Annotated in this window: 15 protein-coding genes; 12 read left to right on the top strand and 3 right to left on the bottom strand. The window is 72.7% G+C overall.

All coding sequences use genetic code 11. The features are described 5' to 3' along the window. Window positions 1–451: 451 nt before the first annotated feature. Together WMF36_RS27920 and WMF36_RS27915 are read left to right on the top strand one after the other, a co-directional pair. On the top strand, window positions 452–2551 hold the full coding sequence (locus WMF36_RS27920; protein WP_437573808.1) for a PKD domain-containing protein: 2100 nt from the start codon (window positions 452–454) through the stop codon (window positions 2549–2551). 345 nt (window positions 2552–2896) lie between these two features. After that, complete coding sequence (locus tag WMF36_RS27915) at window positions 2897–3541, top strand: hypothetical protein (RefSeq protein WP_437573807.1); 645 nt, start codon at window positions 2897–2899, stop codon at window positions 3539–3541. Window positions 3542–3658: 117 nt separating this feature from the next. Here WMF36_RS27915 and WMF36_RS27910 read toward each other — a convergent pair whose 3' ends face one another. Next, window positions 3659–3868, bottom strand: a complete 210-nt coding sequence (locus tag WMF36_RS27910; RefSeq protein ID WP_437573806.1) for a hypothetical protein — start codon at window positions 3866–3868, stop codon at window positions 3659–3661. A gap of 193 nt (window positions 3869–4061) precedes the next feature. Between WMF36_RS27910 and WMF36_RS27905 the strand changes: the two genes are divergently transcribed. Beyond that, a complete protein-coding gene (locus WMF36_RS27905) occupies window positions 4062–4844 on the top strand; it encodes a Uma2 family endonuclease (protein WP_437573805.1) in 783 nt (260 codons plus the stop codon). Between the two features lie 105 nt (window positions 4845–4949). Here the strand turns inward: WMF36_RS27905 and WMF36_RS27900 are convergent, their stop codons facing one another. Then, the gene (locus WMF36_RS27900; protein ID WP_437573804.1) at window positions 4950–5078 is read right to left on the bottom strand and encodes a hypothetical protein; all 129 of its coding nucleotides are present in this window, start codon (window positions 5076–5078) and stop codon (window positions 4950–4952) included. A gap of 217 nt (window positions 5079–5295) precedes the next feature. After that, the gene (locus WMF36_RS27895) at window positions 5296–5910 is read right to left on the bottom strand and encodes a Uma2 family endonuclease (RefSeq protein ID WP_437573803.1); all 615 of its coding nucleotides are present in this window, start codon (window positions 5908–5910) and stop codon (window positions 5296–5298) included. A 142-nt stretch (window positions 5911–6052) separates the two neighbouring features. Between WMF36_RS27895 and WMF36_RS27890 the strand changes: the two genes are divergently transcribed. The 9 genes from WMF36_RS27890 to WMF36_RS27850 all read left to right on the top strand — a co-directional run bounded on the left by WMF36_RS27890 (window position 6053) and on the right by WMF36_RS27850 (window position 21028). Next, complete coding sequence (locus WMF36_RS27890) at window positions 6053–10717, top strand: nSTAND1 domain-containing NTPase (RefSeq protein WP_437573802.1); 4665 nt, start codon at window positions 6053–6055, stop codon at window positions 10715–10717. A 242-nt stretch (window positions 10718–10959) separates the two neighbouring features. Continuing rightward, window positions 10960–11484: a hypothetical protein gene (locus tag WMF36_RS27885; RefSeq protein ID WP_437477145.1), complete on the top strand. Its 525-nt coding sequence runs from the start codon at window positions 10960–10962 to the stop codon at window positions 11482–11484. After that, window positions 11465–11842: a hypothetical protein gene (locus WMF36_RS27880; protein WP_437477142.1), complete on the top strand. Its 378-nt coding sequence runs from the start codon at window positions 11465–11467 to the stop codon at window positions 11840–11842. The genes WMF36_RS27885 and WMF36_RS27880 overlap by 20 nt, the downstream gene beginning before the upstream one ends. Before the next feature lie 17 nt (window positions 11843–11859). After that, the gene (locus tag WMF36_RS27875; RefSeq protein WP_437573801.1) at window positions 11860–14370 is read left to right on the top strand and encodes a SpoIIE family protein phosphatase; all 2511 of its coding nucleotides are present in this window, start codon (window positions 11860–11862) and stop codon (window positions 14368–14370) included. A gap of 76 nt (window positions 14371–14446) precedes the next feature. Continuing rightward, window positions 14447–14965, top strand: coding sequence for a hypothetical protein (locus tag WMF36_RS27870; RefSeq protein WP_437494937.1), 519 nt, complete (start codon window positions 14447–14449; stop codon window positions 14963–14965). After that, window positions 14946–15323, top strand: coding sequence for a hypothetical protein (locus WMF36_RS27865; RefSeq protein ID WP_437477137.1), 378 nt, complete (start codon window positions 14946–14948; stop codon window positions 15321–15323). The genes WMF36_RS27870 and WMF36_RS27865 overlap by 20 nt, the downstream gene beginning before the upstream one ends. 16 nt (window positions 15324–15339) lie before the next feature. After that, window positions 15340–17838 (top strand): SpoIIE family protein phosphatase, encoded by a 2499-nt coding sequence (locus tag WMF36_RS27860; protein WP_437573800.1) that lies wholly within the window; start codon window positions 15340–15342, stop codon window positions 17836–17838. Between the two features lie 317 nt (window positions 17839–18155). Next, entirely contained in the window at window positions 18156–18533 is a 378-nt protein-coding gene (locus WMF36_RS27855; RefSeq protein WP_437573799.1) for a hypothetical protein, read from the top strand. A gap of 17 nt (window positions 18534–18550) precedes the next feature. After that, window positions 18551–21028: a SpoIIE family protein phosphatase gene (locus tag WMF36_RS27850; protein ID WP_437573798.1), complete on the top strand. Its 2478-nt coding sequence runs from the start codon at window positions 18551–18553 to the stop codon at window positions 21026–21028. Window positions 21029–21032: the final 4 nt, after the last annotated feature.

The raw sequence follows: 21032 nt of genomic DNA, 5'->3' as shown, positions 1-21032 counted from the left end.
CACCCGAACGCGCTGAGGTCGCAGGCGTCCCAGGACACCGGGGCACCCGAACGCGCTGCTGATCTTTTCTTTCCGCCTTCCCGCCTCCCTGTGTCAAACCGACCACCACCTGCGCGTGCGCACGGCACGACGCCGGCAATGGATCAACTCCGGGGATCGCTCGTCACCACGCCGCCCCCCTCCCGCGCAGCCTTTTGCGGGATCCGGCAAAATCCTGACGCAAGAATGCGCCGCGCCCCTCCGCCGAGCCGCGGATCGGCCCGAACATCTCCAGGACGTTTCGTGGCACACACGGTGCTTGCGGGTGTGCTGGGCGTTCGGCAACGACGAAGCCGCCCCGAGCCGCCCGCAGCCCGGTGGGGACCGCGGTGCTCGTCTTAAGTGGATCATTCTTGGACAAGGAGAGGTCATGGCACAACGGTTTGATGCACGCGCAAGCGCGTGTGGAGCGATGGTCATTGCGCTGGCACTGGGAGCTTCCGCGTGCGACGCGGACAAGGGGGGGTCCACAGCAAGAGAGTCGGAGTCCAACGGGTCCATCCAGGCGGCGCTCACCGTCGGCGGCGCGCGACACGACGTCACCGGCGTCCACTACAAGGTCGTCAACGCGAGCAGCCCGTGCAGCGACACGGCCATCGCGGAGACCACGAGCCCCCTCGAAGAAGAAGCGCTCCCCGGCGGGGCGCTCCCCCCGGGCGCGGGGACCCACGCCGGCGCCGACGGCCTGTTCGTGGTGCCGCCCGGCGATTACCGCGTCTGCGCGACGCCGATGGGAGGCGCCGGACCCTCCCTGGAGTGCGGGCCCACCGAGGGCATCGCGACGGTCATCTCCGAGGCCACGACCGAGCTCTTCCTCGTGTCCCAGTGCCTCGGGGCGAGCAACGGCGGGCTCGACACGGTCGTCGCGCTGAACGACCCGCCGGCGTTCCAGGACCTCGATATCGCGCCGAGCAAGTTCATCACCCAGTGCGAGACCGCCACGATCACCGCCTTCGCGGAGGACCCCGACGGCGACGCGATCTCCTACGCATGGGAGCTGGCCGCCGGCGCCGGCTCGATCACGGGCGACGGCAACGCCGCGACGTTCACCCCGGACGGCCCGGGTGATGTCACCGTGAGGGTGAGGGCGACGGACGCCTTGGGCGGGAGCTCCTCGCTGACCTTCCCCATCCACGTCTCGGCCGCGGACTGCGGCACCCCCGGCACCACGGTCGAGTTCTCGGAGGAGTTCACGCAGGGCCAGCCGTCCTCCGAGCAGTGCGGCGCCTGGGATGCGTTCCGGGCGTCGCTCACGGGCGAGTACTCGTTCGTCACGATCCGGGGCAGCCAGGACCCCGGCGGGGTGACCTGCATGGGCGCGGCGGCGAATCTGCTCTGTCAGGCGCTCCACGATGGGACGCCGACGGGGCCGATCGAGTGCGACGGCCGGACCTGGGTCGTCGGGGCGGGCTGCGGCCCCACCTCCGAGGTGGTCGAGATCACCGCGGATGGCGCGGAGTGCGCGTGCACCAGCGGGTACACAGCGCGGCCGTGCATCGGCAACGAGAACTGGGGCGGCGTGGCCGGCGAGACCTGCTTCGCGCCGAGCCAGACGATCTCCGTCGTGTGCGGGGGCGAGGGCGGCACCGCCCCCACGTGCGACGACGGCATCCAGAACCAGGGCGAGACGGGCGTCGACTGCGGCGGCCCCTGCGCGCCCTGCACCGGCACCACGGTCGAGTTCTCGAAGGAGTTCACGCAGGGCCAGCCATCGAGCGAGCAGTGCGGCGCCTGGGACGCGTTCCGCGCGTCGCTCACGGGCGAGTACTCGGCCGTCACGATCCGGGGCAGCCAGGACCCCGCCGGGGTGACCTGCACGGGCGCGGCCGCGAACACGCTCTGCCAGGCGCTCCACAGCGGGACGCCGACGGAGCCGATCGAGTGCGACGGCCGGACCTGGGTCGTCGGGGCGGGCTGCGGCCCCTCCTCCGAGGTGGTCGAGATCACCGCGGACGGCGCGCAGTGCGCGTGCACCAGCGGGTACACCGCGCGGCCGTGCATCGGCAACGAGAACTGGGGCGGCGTGGGCGGCGACACATGCTTCGCGCCGAGCCAGACGATCTCCGTCGTGTGCTCTGGCGAGGGCAGCACCGCCCCCACGTGCGACGACGGCATCCAGAACCAGGGCGAGACGGGCGTCGATTGCGGCGGCCCCTGCGCGCCCTGCACCGGCGGCCTGTGCGATCCGGCGACCGAGGTCGAGCTCGACGGGCACTGCTATTACCTGGACGGCTCGGGCGGCGCGTGCGACGCCGGCTACACGCTGGCTCCGCAGGGCGCGCTGAGCAGCATCGCGCCCGCGTTCGTGGGCAAGACGTACAAGCACCAGCCGTCGGGCAACTGCTGCATCGTGCACAGCGAGCAGTCGACCGAGCTCCAGGACTGGGGCATGGACTCCCCTGATTGCAACGGGCCGGGCCCGTTCCAGATGGGCCCGATGCTCGGGGGCGCCGGCTGCTCCGACGCGCTGAATGAGGGTCCGGGTCAGCTCACGCTCTGCATGAGCCTGTGAGCGGCTCGTGACCGGCTGACGCGCGGCTCCAGGCGCGCGCGGCGCCTCCGGGCGCCGCGCGCGACGTGAGGCGGGCCGCCGTCGACCGCGACGGCGGCCCGGATCGCGCTCGAGCGCAGCGCGTCCGGCCGGAGGGGCAGCTGCGCGCGGTATCAGGTAGACTGCGGCTGCAAACGCCGGAGGACCTATGGCGCAGCTCGCCTTCGTCCGCCCCGCAGCCCGCTATCACGAAGAAGAGCGCGAGCAGCAAGAACGCAAGAACGCGCGCCAGGAACGATGGCAATCTCGCGTCGACAATGGGAATGCGAGCCTGATTGCCTTTCTGTGGTATCCGCTGCGGAGGGTATGCACTTCCGCTTCGATCGGCCGGAGAGCGTGCTGCGCGGCTTCGGGTTCGCGCTGGACGCCGCCGGCCCAGAGGGCCTGTACGCCCCCGCGGCCGAGTGGCGGGTGCAGGTCGTGGTGATCGCCGAGCTGCCTCGCGTGCGCGGCACGGTGCTCTTGCGGCTGCTCGGCTCGGCGCGGGTGCGCCGGATGGCGCTCCGGGACCTCGCCGAGCTGCCGGGGGACGCGTGGGAGCGGCGGGTGGCGCTGCCGTGGCTGGTCCGGTTAAGCTTCGAGGTGCCGGTGGAGCTCCTTCCGGGGCTGCCGGCCGAGGAGAGGGATTTCATCATGGAAACCCGGGAGTTATACGAGCAAACGCTGAAGCAGGCGGAGGAGCGCGGGATCGAGCGCGGGATCGAGCGCGGGATCGAGCGCGGGATCGAGCGCGGGATCGAGCGCGGGATCGAGCGCGGGATCGAGCGCGGGCAGCTCCGCATGACGGCTCGGCTGTGCGCGATGCGCCTCGGACGGCCGCTCGCCGGGGCGGAGCACGCAGCGCTCGCGTCGCTGCTGGATCGGCTCGGGGAGGAGAAGGTGGGCGAGGCGGTGCTCAGCTTCTCCGCCGAAGCCCTGGCTGCGTGGCTCACGGATCCGAACGAGCGGTAGCCAGCGGGCACGCGTGGACCGAGTCGCCGACGGCGGCGGGCAAGGGCGTCCGCTGCAGCGGCAGCACCCTCGCCGGTGTGCTCATCGACGGCGCAGCCACCGGCGCGCTCCTCCACGTCACGCCTGGCTGCTGCGACGAGGCCTCGGGATCGTGCGGCAGAGCTTCAAGATCGGTCCGCAGCCTGCCGCCTCATCGCTGGCTCCGAGCGTGCCGACGCCTGCGTTGGGCCCTGTGAGCGCAAGAGAACGAAATTTGGAGCGGCTCGTGTAGGTGTTGCGTACATCGAAGGTCGCGTACTGCGCCCCGGTGCCGACCACCTCGACCAAGGCCGAACACCTTCCAGGTGCCCACAGCCGGGATCCCGGGGCGAGCGACAACGAGCACGGAGGAATCAAGTCTCAGGCCATGGCCGTTGCCTCGGCCTCTCGATGCTGCGCGGCGGCGGTCGTGGTATCCTCGGCGCCAGCCATGTCGGCATTCGAGTCCACTGTCCGCCCGCCCGCTGCGTCTCGCCCGCGGATGCGAGCCCACGTCTACAGCCGCTCGCCCGAGCCGGTGTACTTCCCCGAGGCCGAAGAGGTGCCCGAGACGAATCGCCACCTGGAGCTCCGCACCGCGCTGTACCTGATCCTCAAGCGAGAGCTCGCGCACACGGCGACGCTCGGCTCCGACCAGTTCGTCTACTGGGACCCGAGGACCTCGAAGAAGCGCCTTGCCCCCGACGCCTTCGTCCGTCTGGGCGTTCCTCACCGGACCTTCCGCACGTGGAAGACCTGGATGCACGGGGCGCCCGACCTCGGGGTCGAGATCGTGAGCGACTCGGACGAGGGCGAGCCCGACTGGGAGGCGAAGCTGGAGCGCTACCGTGCCGCGGGCATCCGCGAGGTCGTGCGCTTCCACCCCGACGATCGAGAGCGACCGATCCGCATCTGGGACGCGCTCGACGGCGATCTCGTGGAGCGGGCGCCGGACGACCCGGAGCTCCACGCGTGCGAGACGCTGGGCCTCTGGTGGACCGTCGTGGAGGACCCGTCGGTCGGCCCGATGCTCCGGCTCTCGCGCGACCGCGAGGGCCGCGACCTGCTGCCGACACCGGATGAGGCCGAGGCCAAGGCGCGCGAAGCAGCGGCCAAGGCGCGCGAAGCAGCGGCCAAGGATCGCGAAGCAGCGGCCAAGGCGCACGAGGCGGAGGCCAAGGCGCGCGAAGCGAACACGAAGCTGGAGGCCGAGTTGAAGGCGCTTCGGGCGGAGCTCGCGCAGGCCAAGGGGAAGCGGCGGACGCGACGACGCTCCCCGGGGTGAGGCGCTCGCCTGGCCGGAGTGGTCGAGGGCTATCCCGGAAGCTCGGCCGACTTCACCGGACGTGGTGAACCACGTTCCAGCTACATCCGGGGCGACGCCGGGGGGTCAACCACCTTCCTCCGCGCCTTCGGCCTCGTGGTTCTCATCCTCCTCGCCTTCGACGAGCGCGTGCACGGAGCGCTCTACCGCATCGAACGGCTCGGCGAACACTCGCTCTTCCACCCTGGCGACCACGACGAGGAGGAGGAACCCTTCGGGCGTCCATCGATGTCGTTCTCGGCGGCGCGGCCGATCGAGACCGCGCCGCTCGATGGCAGGGGGTGGACCACGACCGCGCCGACGGCGAAGACCGTGAGCTCCCGCGCCGCAGGAGGGCGCGGGCGCCCGGCCGCAGCGCGATCGCCCGCCGGCCGCGCGCCGGCCGGTGAACGACGGTCTGAACGATCCGAGGTCACGGGGTCGTTCTACCCCCTGGGAGGCGCTCTGCCGTGCTGGCGGCCCCGAGCACGCCTCGATACACCTCGTCCACGACGATGTCGCACCCCGCCGACGACAGCACGGCGCGATCGCCTGGGCCATAGACCCGCAGCACCCAGCTCCCGTCGTCCTGGCGCGCGAAGACCTCGATGCGAGGCGCCTTCTGCGACGCCAGGACGACCTCTCGGATCGACGCCACGGTCTGGTAGTGCGCGAACTTGTCGCCGCGATCGTACGCCTCGCTCGAATCGGAGAGCACCTCGAGCACGAGGACCGGGTTCAGGAGCGTGTCGCGCCGCTCATCCTCGAACTCGGGGCGGCCGCAGACGACCGAGCCGTCCGGGTAGACGTAGCGATCCGCGGAGGGGATCTTGATGCGCATGTCGGAGTTCAGCGCCATGCACCCGCGCTCGCCCAGCGCGTTGCCGAGCAGCCGGCCGATGTTCGCGGCGATGGCGCTGTGCTCGAACGTGCCGCCGGACATCGCGAAGAGCTCGCCGCCGGCGTACTCGTGCCTCACCTCCGATGCGCGCTCGAGCTCGAGATACTCCCCTGGCGAGAGCTTCCGTCGCGGTGCCGCCACGCCCATGCGCGATAGTGTCGCGTGCCGGGCTGGAGATGTCCACGCGCAGACAGGCGAGCCGCCACGGGCGCGCGTGGAGCCGTCGGGCAGCGCGCTGCGCGGCGAGACCGTCCACCTCTCCCCGCGCCGGTGATACCGTCGTCCTGCGATGGACCGCACGCTCGTCGACGAGGGCAGCTCCTCCCGCGACCCGGGCGCCGTGCCGCTTCCCCCGGGCGGCCTCGGGCACGCGCCCGGCGACGCGCTCGACCGCCGCTACCGGCTCCGCGTCCGGCTCGGCCGCGGCGGCTTCGGCGACGTGTGGCGCGCCGAGGAGCTCCTGCCCGACGGCGCTCCGTTCCGCGAGGTCGCCCTCAAGCTCCTCGTCTCGGACTTCGCCGAGGCCGCGGACTGGGCCGACGAGGCCAAGCTCCTCGCCTCGTTCCGGCACCCCTCGCTCGTCACGATCTACGCCGCCGGCATCCTCCACGGCGCCGCGAGGACCCCGTTCGTCTCGATGGAGCTCCTCGAGGGCAGGAACCTCGCCGACGTGATCCGCTACCGCGGGCGCATCCCCTGGCGCCGCGTCGTCGCCTGGGCCCGCGACATCGCCGGCGCGCTCGACGTCATCCACGCGCGCGGCGTCGTCCACCTCGACCTCAAGCCCGCCAACCTGTTCCTCACCCAGGACGGCACCCTCAAGGTCCTCGACTTCGGCATCTCGCGGCGCGCAGGCACCCCGCCCGGCGGCCCCCTCTCGCGCGCCCCCGGCGCGCCCCCGGCCGTCAGCATCGGCGGCGGCAGCGGCCGCGACGGCAGCGGCGGCGGCCGCGACGGCGACAGCGGCGCCGGCGGCGGCGAGCTCGGCACCGCCGCCTTCCTCGCCGAGCGCGACGTCTACGCCTCCACCCGCCGCGCCTTCGCCGGCGCGGACAGCCCCGCCGTCGCGCGCAACGTCATCGGCACGCCGGGCTTCATGGCCCCCGAGGTGCTCGAGATGGCCGAGCCCACCGCCGCCACCGACGCGTACGCGCTCGCCGTGTGCATCGCGCAGCTCGCGACAGGACGCCTCCCGCACGACGTCCCCGACGAGCCGGCCGACTGCTCCGACCCGTCGAGCGTCTCCGCCTGGTGGACCGAGCTCCGCAGCGCGACCCTGCGCGGCGCCATGCGCGACCTCGCGGGCGACCCCGCGCGGCTGCCGCGCGGCCTCCTCGCGCTGTTGAAGCGCCTGCTCTCCGTCGATCCCGCGCACAGGCGCGTCGCGCCGGGGCGGCTGAAGCAGCTGATCGACGAGGTCTGGGAGCGACCCCACGGCGTCCCGGACCGGCCGTACAGGGGGCTCGCCCCCCTGTCGGCCACCGACGAAGGCCTCCTGTTCGGGCGCGACGACGACATCGCGCGCCTCGGGCGCGAGCTCGAGTTCGAGCCGTGCCTCGTCCTCCAGGGGCCGCGCGGCTCCGGCAAGACCTCGCTCGCCTCGGCCGGCCTCGTGCCCCACCTCGCGCGCCGCCACGCCGACCACAAGGACGACTGGATCGAGGCGCGCCTCACCCCCGACGGCGACCCGGACGGCGCCCTCGCCCGCGCGCTCGCCGCCGTCTCGCCCGAGCTCGAGGCCGCAGACCTCGCCGAGCTCACCAGGTTCTGCATGGCGTCGGCCGTCGGGGTCGCGCTCGTCATCGACCCGATCGCGCCCCTCGGCGACGGGCGGCTCGCCGCCCTCGTGAGCGCGCTCGCGACCGGCGACGCGCGGCGCGGGCTCCGGCTCGTCGGCGTGCTCGACGAGGCCGACGATCGCGCCGCGGCGCTCCTCGCCACGCCGGCCGGCGAGGGCCTGCGCGCGGCGCTGCGCTACGTGGGGCTGCCCGGCGCCGCCGCCGTGAAGGACCTCGTCGCCGGCCCCGCGAAGCTCGCCGGCGCCGAGGTGCGCGGCCTCGCCCAGGTCGAGGCCGAGGTGCAGCGCGAGCTCCGGGGCGGCGGCGCCGCGCTGTCGTTCGTGGCGCTCGCCCTCGCCGACTGGTGGGCGACCGCGCGCGACGAGCGCGGCGCGCGCGGCGCCCTGCGCGGCGAGGCGTGGCAGGCGCTCGGCGGCGTGCGCGGCGCCCTCGCGCGGCACGCCGACGCCGCCATCGCGGCCCTCACCCCGGAGGACCGCGCGATCGCCGACGAGGCGCTGCTCCGCCTCGGCGCCGTGGACGGCTCGCGCGTCCGCTGGGTCGAGGCGGAGCTCGTCGAGGTCGTCGCCGCCCCGCCCGCCGAGGTCGATCGGATCCTCGGCGCCCTGGAGCGCGCGCGCCTCCTCGTCCGCCGCGACAGGGCCGTGGAGCTCGCCCACGAGGCGCTCGTCGCGGGCTGGCCGCACCTCGCGTCCACCCGCGCGCGGCACGTGGAGCGGCTCATCCTGCTCGAGCGGCTCCGCGAGGCCGCCGACGTGTGGGATCGCTCCGGCGAGAACCCCGACTTCCTGCTGCGCCGCGACCTGCTCGACCCGGTGAGCGCGGGCGCCGACTTCGCCTCGCAGCTGCCGCGGCGCGAGCAGGCCCTCGTGCGCGAGAGCCTCCGGCGCGCCCGCGTCCAGCGCGCCAAGAAGATCGGCGCGGTCGCGGCGCTCGGGCTCGCGGTCGCCTCGGCGTTCGTGGGCGAGCGGTGGGTGTCGGCGCGCCAGGCGAGCGCCGAGGCGGCGCGCCGCGCGGCCGAGGAGCGCGCCGACCTCGCCGAGCTCATCGGCAAGGCGCGCCGCACCGAGGACCCGTACCACCGCGCCGCGTGGATCGCCGCGGCCCTCGGGCGGCGCGCGGACGACGCGGCGCTGCCGCTCGACCTCGCGACCGCGGCCATGGGCCTGCCGCGCGCGCACTTCCTGACGGTCGACAGCGTGGTGGGGCCGGCGCTGCCGTGGGACGACCGCTGGGTCGTCGCCGGCGGCCCCGGCGGCACCCTGCTCGTCGCCGACCTGCGCCCGCCCGATCCGGACGTCATCGACGACGTCGCGCTCGACGTCGACCCGGAGAGCATCGAGCTCGCCAGGTCGCCGCGCGTGCTCGCGCTGCGGCCGCACGACGCCCCGCACATGGAGCGCGTGCCGTTCGCGTTCGACACGGCGATGGCGACGCGCTCGGTCACGGGCGAGGTCCGCGTCTTCCGGCTGCGGGAGGGCGGCACCGTGGCGCTGGCCGCCGTCGCGCCGGTGCAGTGCAGCAGCGCCGTGCACGCGGCCGAGGCGGCGCCCGTCCTCGCCTGCTCGACCGACGACGGGATTGCGCGCTGGGACATGCGGCGCGGCGGCGGCGCCGGCGCGGTCGACCGGCACCCGTTCCGCGGCAACGTGCTCGGCATCTCGCCGGACGGCGCGCGCGTGGCGGCGGTGCTCGGGCGCAGGGCGCTGCTCTGGGGGCCGGACGGCGGCGCGGGCGCCGAGATCACCCTGGCCGCGCCCGCCGTGCTCGGGCGCTTCAGCCCGCGGGCCCCCGCGATCGCGCTCGTGCAGCAGAGCAGGACGTCGATCTACGCCTTCGATCGGCCCGGCGCGCCGCTCCTCGAGCTCGACACGGACCCGGCGCCCGCGTCGGCGCGCTGGGACGCGGGCGGGCTCGATCTGGGCGTCTGCGGCAGCGGCGGCAGCGCCTGGCACTACCTCCGGAAGGGCGGGCGCGCCCCGGGCGACCCGCCGCCCGAGGGCTCACCGTGCGAGGCGCCGCCCGGCCAGCGCGCGCCGCAGCCGCTGCGCGCGCGCAGCGAGGCGGCCGACCTCGCCGAGCGCGACGTCGGTCCGCAACGCCTCCTCGGCGGGTGGCGGCTGCCGGACCGCCGCGTGCTCACGCGCGACCTCGTCCTGTTCAGCCCGGGCCCGCCCGCCGCGGAGCGCTTCCTCCGGTTCGAGGGGCTCGACCCCGCGGGCAGGCCGGAGCTCCGCGAGGCGAGCGCCTCGGCCGCCGCGGTGCTGCGGAACGGGGCCGCGGTGGCCTTCCAGATCGGCGGCGAGGTGCGCCTCTACGACGAGGGGTCGCGGCGCCGCACGGCCGAGCAGCGGGGGCACCTGCTGCGCGCCTGCGACGACGGCCGCGTCCTGTCGTACCGCAAGGACGAGGGGGTGTGGACGCTGTTCGACGCCGCGACCGGGGGGACCGTGGAGGCGGTGCCGACGGCGCCCGCGCTCGTGCTCGGCGTCGACGCCGCCTGCCGGACGCTGTTCACGCAGGAGCTCGACGGCAACCTCGTCGCGACGTCGCTCCGCGACCTGTCGTCGCGCACGCTCGCGGTGACCGACGGCTACGTCTACGAGGCGCGCCCGAGCCCCGCGCGCGGCGACGTCGGCCCGGGGCTGTGGCTCGCGTTCAGCTCGGGCGCGGTGGCGCGCATCGACGAGAGGCGCGGCGAGGTGCGGGTGCTCGGGTACGCGACGCCGCGGGCGACCGCGATCGCGGACGGCCCGCTGCCGGGCGACGTGGCCTTCGCGGACGCGACGGGCGTCGTCCTGGTCCGCCGCGCCGGCCTCGCGGATCGGGTGCTCGACGGCGTGAGCGGGGCGGAGTGGGAGGACATCTCCGCCGCGCCCGACGGCAAGACGATGCTGCTCTCCTCGGCGGACCGGATCGTCGTGCTCGACCTGGTGCGGCGCGAGATCGTCGGCGCCATGCCGTCGGACGGCCGCGAGCGGCTCGCGCCCTGGGACGCCGAGGGCTCGGTGCTCTCGTGGTCGTTCGGCCGCGTGGGCGGGCCGGCAGGCGTCGTGGTGCCCCGGGGGTTGCCCCTGGCCCGGCGGGTGGGCGAGGCGGTGTCGAACCTGCGGGCCGAGGGCAAGCGGCTCGTGGCGCGCCACGGATCCCCGTGACCCGCAACCCACGATCCCCCGCGCCACGCGCCCGGGACCTCTCGTGAATCTCTCGTGAACCGAGGCACCGAGCGCGCTCACGCACGCCGGCGCCACGCCCGGGCCCTCGAAGGGCGCTGTCGCGCGCTCTCTCTCGCTCGGCCCATCGGACGTGACATTGTAGGGCGCGCGCTCACCTACGCGGCCGCGAGAGAGCAGAAGGGATTGGATCCGGTCCGCGAACGCCGTACGCTGCTCCAACCGTGCCCGCGCCCGAACCGAGCCAGAACGCTTCACTGTTCCTTTGCATCACATTCTTCCCGAGCGAGAGGCTGGCCAACGCGGTGTTACGGCTGGTGTCCAGCTTCTGCGGGATGGTGCTGGACGACGCGAACGTGAGCTCGCGGTTCTACATGGCCGCGCACGAGCTCGCCGAGAATATCACCAAGTATTCGACGGGGCCCAAGGTCAGCCTGGAGCTCGCGATGGAGGAGGACGAGAGCTCTTATATCCTGAAGATCCGCGCGCGCAACGAGGCCTCTCCGGAGCGGCTGCGCGAGGTGGAGAGGCGGCTGCTCGAGCTGAAGACCGCGAGCGATCCGGTGAAGCACTATGACGAGCTCATCAACGAGACGGCGATGATAGAGGGGGTGTCGGGGCTCGGCCTCGCGCGGGTGTGCGCCGAGGGCGGGCTCGACGTGGACTACAAGATCGAGGGCAACGAGCTGACGATCATCGCGCACGCGCCGGTTGGGAGATGGAGGGCAGATGAGCAGCTTAAAGGTTGAGTCCGTCGTCACGGACAGCTTCGGGATCGAGCCGACCCTGAGGGACGACACCCTCAGCGTCAAGCTCACCGGCACGGGCGACATGGCGGCCGCCGCGCCGCTCGGCTCCTATTTCAGGACCCTCCAGGCGGAGGTGATACGCCTCTCCGTGAGCGCCGTCGAGTTCGACGTGAGGGCCCTCTACTTCCTCAACTCGAGCTGTCTCAAGGCGTTCATCAGCTTCATCTGCGGCCTCGCGGGTCAGGGGCTCAAGTGCAAGATCCAGTTCCTCACGGACGCGAGGCTGGGGTGGCAACGGCGGAGCCTGACGGCGCTCGAGCGCATGTCTCCGGAGCTGGTCTCCATCGCCGATACCTGACCCGAGAGCCGTAGGCCATGAGCAAGAAGCGCCGGACGATCGCCCTCTTGATGGACTACGTACGAGGCGAGTACCAGTCCGGGGTGCGCTTCGGCGTCGAGCGCGCCGCCGAGGCGCACGACGTCAATCTCGTGATCGCCTTCGGCGAGATGCTCGCCCTCCCCGGGTCGTCCGGTACGGCCCAGAACAGCATCTATCACCTCATCGGCGCCGAGACGGTCGACGGCATCATCGTCGCCTCGACGACCCTGTGCCATCACGTCGGCATCGAGGGAATGCAGCGGTTTTGCCGGTCCTACGCGCCGCTGCCCGTCTGCAGCATCGGGGTGGCGATCGACGGCGTCCCGAGCCTCATCGTCGACAACGCCCTCGGGATCGAGGCCGCGGTCGGGCACATGGTCGACGCCCACGGGCGCCGGCGCGTCGCGTTCCTCGGCGGGCCGGCCAACAACGAGGAGGCGGACGTGCGCACCGCCGCCTACTTCAGGGTGCTCGCCGATCGATCGCTGCCCTTCGACCAGCGCCTCTTCGCGTGCGGCGCGTTCACGATCGACTCCGGGCGCGCCGCCATGCGCGAGATCCTGGATCGCGGGGTCGAGCTCGACGCCGTGGTCGCCGCCAACGACGCCATGGCCCTCGGCGCGATCGACGCCCTCCAGGCGCGCGGCCTCGGCGTCCCGGAGGACATCCTCGTGTGCGGCTTCGACGACGCGGTCATCGCGCGCTTCACGAAGCCGTCGATGTCCACCATCGGCCAGCCCATCAAGCGGCTCGGCGCGCGCGCCGTCGACACGCTGATGCGCATGATCGACGGCGAGCCCGTCCCGGAGCGCAGCCTCTTCCCGGTCGAGCTCACGCTGCGCGAGTCGTGCGGCTGCGGCAACCCGGCGGACGCGGCGGGCGGGCCCTCGAGCAGGGCGCGGCGCGCGCCGCCCCCGCCCGCGCACGCCGGCGGGCGGGAGCAGCTGGAGCGCGCCCTCGAGGAGAGCGTCGCGATCCCGGCCGGCTCGCTCCACGGCTGGGCCGGTGAGCTCCTGTCGGCGCTCGACGACGAGCTCGCCGGGGAGGAGGGCCGCTTCCTGCGCGCCCTCGAGGCGCTCCTCGACGCGGCGGGGCGCGAGGGCGCGAACCTCGAGCATTTCCAGGGCGTGATAACGCTCCTGCGCGAGCGGGTGCGCCGCGGGCCCGGCGACCTCCGGGGCGCGGCGCTCGCGGAGACGCTCGAGCAGATCTGGCACGCCTCGCGCGTGCTCGTCGGGAGCGCGTCGGTGCGCTCCGAGGGGCAACAGCGGCTGAACGTGGAGCTCGCGTCGCTGTACCTGAGCTGGAGCGCGCGGAGCTTCTCGACCTGCCTGAGCCTGCCGATCCTGCGGCGGATGATGGCGTCGGAGCTGCCGCGGATGCAGTTCTCGCGGGTCGCTGTGTCGCTCTACGACGACCCGCAGCGCAGCACCATGGTGCCGCTCTTTCTGATGGAGGACGGCCGCGAGGTCGAGCCGCCGCCCGCGAGCTTCCCGGCCCGGCTCCTCGCGCCCGACGGCTTTCTCGGAGACGGGGAGCGCTGGAGCGTGATCGCGCTGCCGGTCGCGTTCGGCGACGCGGAGAAATTCGGCGTCGCGGTGCTCAACAGCGGCGCGAACGAGCTCGTCTATGACGCGCTCCGCCTCCAGATCGGCTCCGCGGTCAAGGCCGCGGCGCTGCACTGGGAGGTCGTGCGGCAGGTGGAGCTGCGCGAGCGGCTGGAGCAGGAGAAGGTCCGCCAGGAGAGCGTCGTGGCGGCGCGCATCCAGACGGCGCTGGTGCCGACGCAGCTCTCGGTCGAGGGGCTCGAGCTCTCCGCCATCATGAGGCCGGCCGCCACGGTCGGCGGCGACTACTACGATGTGCTCGCGACCGCGGAGGGGGGCTGGCTCGGGATCGGCGATGTCGCGGGGCACGGGCTCGCGGCCGGGCTCGTGATGCTGATGATCCAGAGCATGATCTCGGCGCTGACGCGCAGCGACCCGAACGCCAGCCCGAGCGACATCGTCTCCGCGGTCAACGCGGCGGTGTACGAGAACGTCCGCAGCCGGCTGAAGCGGGATGAGCACGCGACGCTGCTGCTCCTCCGGTACGAGCGGAGCGGGCGGGTGACGTTCGCCGGGGCGCACGACGACATCATCGTGTGCCGCGCGCGCACCCGTCGCTGCGTGTGCATCCAGAGCTCGGGCGTCTGGGTCGGCGCGCTGCCCGCGATCGACGCGATGACGCGAGACGCCGAGTTCGTCCTGGAGGACGGCGACCTCCTCGTGCTGTACAGCGACGGCGTGACGGAGGCGCGCGACGCCCACCGGGAGCAGTTCGGCCTCGAGCGGCTGTGCTCCACCATCGAGTCTTCCCAGGACGCGCCCGCCGACGCGATCCGCGACCGGATCATGAAGGAGGTCGAGGGCTGGTGCCCGAGCCCCGATGACGACATGACGGTCGTCGTGGCGAGGTACAGCGCGCCCCGGGGGCTGTCGCTCCAGTCCGCCGGCTTTCCTACATGAGCGCTACCTCGCGCGCGGGAAGGAAGACAGGGATTGGATTCCGTCCGAGAACCCCGTAGGCTGCTCAATCGTGCCAGTGTCCGAACCGAGCCGCAGCGGGTCACTGTTCCTGTGCATCACGTTCTATCCGACCGAGCGGATGGCCAACAGCGTGCTTCGCCTGGTGTCCAGCTTCTGCAGCATGGTGCTCGACGACGCGAACGTGTGCTCGCGGTTCTACATGGCCGCGCACGAGCTCGCCGAGAACATCATCAAGTACTCCTCCGGCCCCAAGGTCAGCCTCGAGCTCGCGCTGGAGGAGAGCGAGAGCTCGTGCGTCATGAAGATATGCGCCCGCAACGAGGCCTCTCCGGAGCGGCTGCGCGAGGTGGAGAGGCGGCTGTTCGAGCTGAAGACAGCGATCGATCCGGTGAAGCATTATGACGAGCTCATCTGCGAGACGGCGATGATAGAAGGGGTGTCGGGGCTCGGCCTCGCGCGGGTGCGCGCCGAGGGCGGGCTCGACGTGGACTACAAGATCGAGGGCAACGAGCTGACGATCATCGCGCATGCGCCGGTTGGGAGGTGGAGGGTCGATGAGCATCTTGAGGGTTGAGCCCGTCGTCATGGACAGCTTCGGGATCGAGCCGACCCTGAGGGACGACACCCTCAGCGTCAAGCTCACCGGCACGGGCGACATGGCGGCGGTCGGGCCGCTCGGCTTCTTCCTCAAGGACATCCAGTCGGAGGCGCTGCGCCTGCGCGTGAGCGCCGTCGCGTTCGACGTGAGGGCGCTTTATTTCTTGAACTCGAGCTGCCTCAAGGCGTTGATCAGCTTCATCTCCAGCGTCGCGGGCCAGGGGCTCAAGTGCAAGGTGGAGTTCATCACGGACGCGCGGCTGGGGTGGCAGCGGCGGAGCCTGACGGCGCTCGAGCGCATGTCCCCGGAGCTGGTCTCCATCGCCGATACCTGACCCGAGAGCCGTGGGCATGAGCACGAAGCGACGGACGATCGCCCTCTTGATGGACTACGTGGGCGGAGATTACCAGTCCGAGGTGCGGTTCGGGGTCGAGCGCGCCGCGGAGGCGCATGACGTCAATCTCCTGGTCGCCTTCGGAGAGACGCTCGCGCTGCCCGGGGCGACGGACGCGGCCCAGAACAGCATCTATCACCTCATCGGCGCCGAGACGGTCGACGGCGTCATCGTCGCGTCGGCGACCCTCTGCCATCACATCGGCATCGAGGGGATGCGGGAGTTCCTCCGCGGCTACGCGCCGCTGCCGGTCTTCAGCATCGGGATGGAGATAGAGGGCATCCCGAGCCTCACCGTGGACAACGCCTTCGGGATCGAGCTCGCGGTCGGGCACATGGTCGAGGCCCACGGGCGCCGGCGCGTCGCGTACATCGGCGGGCCGGCCAACAACGAGGAGGCGAGGGCGCGCGCCGAGGCGTACTGGGGAGCGCTCGCGGCGCACGCCGTCCCGCGCGACGAGCGCCTCTTCGCGGTCGGCGCGTTCACGATCGACAGCGGCAGGAGCGCGATGCGCGACCTCCTGGCCCGCGGGGGCGAGCCCGACGCCGTGGTCGCCGCCAACGACAAGATGGCCCTCGGGGCGATGGAGCTGCTCAAGGAGCGGGGGATCCGCGTCCCGCAGGACATCCTCATGGCCGGCTTCGACGATGCGGTCATCGCGCGTTTCTCCAAGCCGTCCCTGACCACCGTCCGCCAGCCCATGAAGCGGCTCGGCGCCCTCGCGATGGACAGCATGGTGCGCATGCTCGACGGCAAGGACGCTCCGGACGTGGCGCTCCTGGAGGTCGAGCTCACGTGCCGCGAGTCGTGCGGCTGCGGGGTCCAGGCGAGCGCCTCGCTCCCGCCTCCGGGCACCACGGGGCGGGGCGGCGCGGCCTTGATCGCCGCGCAGCGGGGGTCGCTGGAGCGGGCGCTGCGGCGGAGCGTGTCGATCCCGACCGGCTCGCTCGACGGCTGGCCCGGCGATCTCCTGTCGGCGCTGGAGGCGGAGCTCACGGGGAAGGAGGGCCGCTTCCTGCATGCGCTGGAGGCGCTCCTCGACGCGGCGGGGCGCGCGGGCGCGATCCTCGATCACTTCCAGGGCGCGATCGCGGTGCTCCGCGAGCGGCTCCACCGGCCGGTCGAGGACGGCGGCGACGGCGTCTTCCAGGACGCCCTCGAGCGGCTCTGGCACGCCTCGCGCATCGTCATCGGGAGCGCGTCCGTGCGCGTCGAGGGGGAGCGGCGGCTCAACGTGGAGCTCGCGTCGATGTACCTCAGCTGGAGCGCGCGGAGCTTCTCGACCTGCCTGAGCCTGCCGATCCTGAAGCGCGTGATGGCGTCGGAGCTGCCCGCCCTGGGGTTCTCGCGCGTCGCGGTGTCGCTTTATGACAGCACGCACGGCGCCCACGACCCGCAGCAAACCACGATGAAGACGCTCTTCCTCATGGAGGGCGGCCGCGAGGTGGAGCCGCCGCCCGCGAGCTTCCCGGCCCGGCTCCTCGCGCCCGACGGCTTTCTGGGGGGCGAAGAGCGCACGACCCTGATCGCGATCCCTGTCGCGTTCGGCGACCTGGAGAAGTTCGGTGTCGCGGTGCTCAACAGCGGTGCGCACGAGCTGGTCTATGACGCGCTCCGCCTCCAGCTCGGCTCTGCGGTCAAGGCCGCGGCGCTGCACCGGGAGATGATCCGGCAGGTGGAGCTGCGCGAGCGGCTGGAGCAGGAGAAGATCCACCAGGAGAGCGTCGTGGCGGCGCGCATCCAGACCACGCTGGTCCCGGAGCGGCTCTCGGTCGAGGGGCTCGAGCTGTCCGCCATCATGAAGCCGGCCGCCGCGGTCGGCGGCGACTACTACGACGTGCTCGCGACCGCCGAGGGCGGGTGGCTCGGGATCGGCGACGTCGCGGGGCACGGGCTCGCGGCGGGGCTCGTGATGCTGATGATCCAGAGCATGGTCTCGGCGCTGACGCGCAGGGACCCGGGGGCGAGCCCTGCCCGGCTGATCTCGGCCATCAACGCGGCGGTGTACGAGAACGTCCGCGGCCGCCTGATGCGGGACGAGCACGCGACGCTGCTGCTCCTCCGGTACGAGCGGGGCGGGCGGGTGACGTTCGCCGGGGCGCACGACGACATCATCGTGTGCCGCGCGCGCACCCGTCGCTGCGTGTGCATCCCGAGCTCGGGTGTCTGGATCGGCGCGCTGCCCGCGATCGACGCGATGACGCGAGACGCCGAGTTCGTCCTGGAGGACGGCGACGTCCTCGTGCTGTACAGCGATGGAGTGACCGAAGCGCGCGACGCCCACCATGAGCAGTTCGGCCTCGAGCGGCTCTGCGCCGCCGTCGAGTCGGCCCAGTCTGCGTCCGTCGTGGCCATCCGCGACCGGATCTTGATGGAAGTCGAGGGCTGGTGCCCGAGCCCGGACGACGACATCACGATGGTCGTGGCGAGGTACCGAGCGCCCCGGCAGCCCTGACGGCCCGGCGCGGTGATGGCGCGCGGCCGCGAGCGCGCCTACATGACCGTACGGCGGACCGAGGGGATTGGATCCCGTGCAAGAACGACGTACGCTGGTCGGGTCGTGTTAGCTTCCGGAGTGAGCCAGAACGCTTCGCCGTTCCTGTACATCACGTGGGTGCATCACGTTTCTTCCGAGCCAACGGGCGGCTACCGCGGTGTTACGGCCGGTGTCCAGCGTCTGCGCGATGGCGCGGGACGAGGAGCGCGCGCTCGAGGGCGAGGGCGACGAGCTGACGCGCCTCGCGCGCGCGCCGGTCGGGAGATGGAGGGTCGATGAGCAGCTTGCGGGTTGAGCCTGTCGTCACGGACAGCTTCGGGATCGCTCCGACCCTGAGGGACGACACCCTCGGCGTCAAGCTCAGCGGGACAGGCGACATGGCGGCGGCGCCGGCGCTCGGCCTCTGCCTCAAGGCGCTCCAGGCGGAGGTGCAGCGCCTCTCCATCCACGTCGTCGAGTTCGACGTCAGGGCCCTTTACTTCCTGAATTCGAGCTGCCTGAAGGCGTTCATCAGCTTCATCTGCGGCCTCGCGGGCCATGGGATGAAGTGCAAGGTGCTGTTCATCGCGGACGCGCGGCTCGGATGGCAAAGGCGGAGCCTGGCGGCGCTCGAGCGCATGTCCCCGGAGCTTGTCTCGATCGAGGACGCCTGACCCGAGAGCCCGAGGACATGGAGCAGAAGCGCCGGACGATCGCCCTCGTGATGGATTATGTGCGCGGCGAGTACCAGTCCGCCGTCCGGATCGGGGTCGAGCGCGCCGCCGAGGCGCACGACGTCAATCTCGTGATCGCCGTCGGCGAGACGCTCGCCGGCCACAGCGCCTCCGAGGTCGCCCAGAACAGCATCTATCGCCTCGTCGGCCCGGAGGCGGTCGACGGCATCGTGGTCGCCGCGGCGCCGCTCTGCAACCACGTCGGCGTCGAGGGTGTGCAGAGCTTCTGCCGTGCTTACGCGCCGCTGCCCGTGTGCAGCATCGGGATCCCGCTCGTGGGCGTCCCCAGCATCGTCGTCGACAACGGCCTCGGGATCGAGATGGCGGCCGGCCACCTGCTCGACGAGCACGCGTGCCGGCGCGTCGCGTACATCGGCGGGCCGGCCAACAACGGGGAGGCGAGGCTCCGCGCCGACGCGTACCGGAAGGCGCTCGCGGCGCGCGCGCTTCCCTGCGACGAGCGCCTCGTCGCGGCCGGCGAGTTCACGGTCGACAGCGGCCGGGTCGCGATGTCCGAGATCCTGGCCCGCGGGGTCGAGCTCGACGCGGTGCTCGCCGCCAACGACAACATGGCCCTCGGCGCGATCGAGCTCTTGAAGGCGCAGGGCCGCAATGTCCCCCGGGACATCCTCGTGTGCGGCTTCGACGACGTCGGCGTGGCGCGCTACGCGAAGCCGTCGCTCACCACGGTCCGCCAGCCGATCCAGCGGCTCGGGGAGATCGCGCTCGAGACGGTCCTGCGCATGCTCGACGGCGAGCGCGTCCCCGAGCTCCGCACGCAGCCGATCGAGCTCACGCGGCGCGAGTCGTGCGGCTGCGCCTATCAAGCCGTCGCCGCGCTGCCGCCGCTCACGAGCCCGCCGCCGCGCCACGGGGCGCTCGCGCTCGGCGGCCGCCGCGACGAGCTCGGGCGCGCGCTCGAGCGCGCGGTGGGCATCCCGGCCGCCTCGCTCGACGGCTGGTCCGGCGAGCTCCTGTCGGCGCTGGAGGAGGAGCTCGAGGGGAGCGAGGGGCGCTTCCTGCTCGTCCTGGAGCGCGTCCTCGACGCGGCGGCGCGCGACGGGGTGTTCCTCGATCTGTTCCAGGGCGTGATCACGCTGCTGCGCGCGCGGCTCCGCCGGCCGAGCGAGGACCCGGCCGGGGCCGCCGCGAACGAGGCCCTCGAGCAGCTCTGGCACGCATGCCGCGTCCTCGTCGGGACCGCGTCGGTGCGCGCCGAGGGGCGCCAGCGCCTCGACGTCGAGGTCGCCGCGATCGATCTGAGCTGGAGCGGGCGGTGGTTCTCGACGTGCCTGAGCCTGCCGCTCTTCAAGCGCATGCTGGCCTCGGAGATGCCCCGGCTGCACGTCACCTGCGCCGCCGTCTCGCTCTACGAGGACGCCCAGCGCACCGCCCTGAAGACGCTGTTCTTGATGGAGGACGGCCGCGAGGTGGCGCCCCCCGCGGAGAGCTTCCCCGCGCGCTCCCTCGCTCCGCCCGGGTTCCTGAGCTCGCACGAGCGCAGGAGCACCGTTGTGATGCCACTCACGTTTGGGGACACCGAGTTTTTCGGGATCATGGCGCTCAACAGCGGCATGTCCGAGACGGCGTACGACGCGCTGCGGCTCCAGATTGGCTCTGCGGTGAAGACGGTGGCGCTGCACCGGGAGATGGTCCGCCAGGTGGAGCTGCGCGAGCGGCTGGAGCAGGAGAGCGAGCGGCAGGAGACCGCCCTCGCGGCGCGCCTTCAGACGACGCTCGTGCCGGAGGAGCTCGAGGTCGAGGGGCTGGAGCTCTGCGCGGCCATGACGCCGGCTGCCGAGGTGGGGGGCGATTACTACGACGTCATCGCGACGCCCGGGGGCGGGTGGCTCGGGATCGGCGACGTCGCGGGGCACGGGCTCGCGGCGGGGCTCGTGATGCTGATGATCCAGAGCATGGTCTCGGCGCTGACGAGCCGGGATCCGGGCGCGAGCCCGAGCGAGCTCCTCGCGGCGCTGAACAAGGCGGTGTTCAAGAACGTCCGCGGCCGGCTGAAGCGGGACGAGCACGCGACGCTGCTGCTCCTCCGGTACGATCGGAGCGGGCGGGTGACGTTCGCGGGGGCGCACGACGACATCATCGTGTGCTCCGCGCGCACGCGGCGGTGCGTGTGCATCCCGAGCACGGGCGTCTGGATCGGCGTGCTGCCTGTCATCGACGCGGTGACGCGGGACGCCGAGTTCGTCCTGGAGGACGGGGACGTCCTCGTGCTCTACAGCGACGGCGTGACGGAGTCCCGCAACGCGCACCGCGAGCAGTTCGGGCTCGAGCGGCTCTGCGCCGCCATCGAGGCCGTCCAGACCGCGCCCGTCGAGGCGATCCGCGACCGGATCCTGAGGGACGTCGAGGGCTGGTGCTCGAGCCCCGACGACGACATCACGGTGGTCGTGGCGCGGTACCGCGCGCCCGCGTAGCGCC

The organism is Sorangium sp. So ce887, assembly GCF_051521455.1.
Classification (GTDB): Bacteria; Myxococcota_A; Polyangia; order Polyangiales; family Polyangiaceae; genus Sorangium.
Note: the sequence above shows the minus strand (reverse complement) of the source record. Positions and strands in the feature narration are given on the sequence as shown.